The organism is Candidatus Darwinibacter acetoxidans, assembly GCF_041936445.1.
In the GTDB taxonomy this organism is placed as follows: domain Bacteria; phylum Bacillota; class Limnochordia; order Darwinibacteriales; family Darwinibacteriaceae; genus DTU010.
The window spans coordinates 1-1,069 of sequence record NZ_JBHGXH010000003.1 but is presented as its reverse complement, the minus strand read 5'-3'; the positions used below and the strand labels follow the sequence as shown (position 1 = coordinate 1,069).

General features: G+C 52.9%; 1 protein-coding gene. It reads right to left on the bottom strand.

Going from position 1 to position 1,069, the window contains the following annotated elements:
* Positions 1 to 335: 335 nt before the first annotated feature.
* Positions 336 to 1,069: peptidoglycan DD-metalloendopeptidase family protein (locus ACE4YL_RS00015; protein WP_461368957.1), on the bottom strand; the 734-nt coding region annotated here is incomplete at its 5' end.

Here is a 1,069-nt window from a genome sequence, read left to right as displayed (position 1 = left end):
TCCGACTATGGTCTCTACCAAGGCTGGTCCTCCTTTTGAAGGTTCTACTCCTGCCGAAACAGGTGAACAGTTGTCTCTTTTATCTTTTTCCTTTTGCGGTATGGTTATGCCTTATTGTAGGAGGTCAGAGGTCGGAAGTCGGAGGTCGGAAGAGATCATGCAAAGTGAATAGAAGATTCTTTTGTCAAGAAAAATATTCTGAGAGAAAAGGCAGCCTGCACGGGAGCAGCATTTTTAAAACAATCGGGAGCCTTTACGGGCTGCTGCCTGGCGGGTACATTGAAAAGGCCGCTTCCCTGGGTGGGAGCGGCCGGATTAAGTCTTGTTTTTGAAATCTAGTAAAACTGCAGCGGGTTTATGGCCGGATGGGTGTACCATCCGCTCCAACTGGAACCAATGCTGCGGCGGATCTCAAAGTGCAGGTGAGGCCCGGTAGAGTGCCCTGTTGAACCCAGGCGGGCGATGACCTGCCCGCGGGAAACTCTCTGCCCGGCGGAAACCAGGTTGACATTGTTATGCAGGTAGAGGGTGTAGTAGCTGCCGTGGTTAATTACGATGTAGTTCCCCTGGCTGCTGCCCCATCCCGATACAGTCACAACCCCGCTTTCTGCAGCAAGGATCGACTTGTTAAGAGGCGCGGCGATATCAATACCCCTGTGCCCGGCATGGAAATACTGGCTTATCCGGCCGCCGCCGGAAACAGGCCAGGCAAACCTTCTCAGGGTACCCCGCTCCACCACCCTGGTTACAGGCTCATTGATAATCCGGTTGGAAAGAGCTTCTCTGGATTTCTCCACTCCATTTTCACAGGTAACCCGGTAGGTTACTTCCTTCAAGCCGTATTTCCCCGGGGTTACAACCCTGCTTTCACCGACATACATTTTGTTGGTGTAAGTGTACTTGGTGGAATATGGGATCCGCTCTTTCACGGTGATCTTTTCAACGTGTCTCACGTGCACTGCCGGTACTGCCGGCCCGGTCTCTTCTTCTGGTTCACTTCTGCCCATGCGGGAGGCGATCATCTGGCGGGAGGCAACGAGCAACTCCTGATCATACTCTTGCCGCGTCA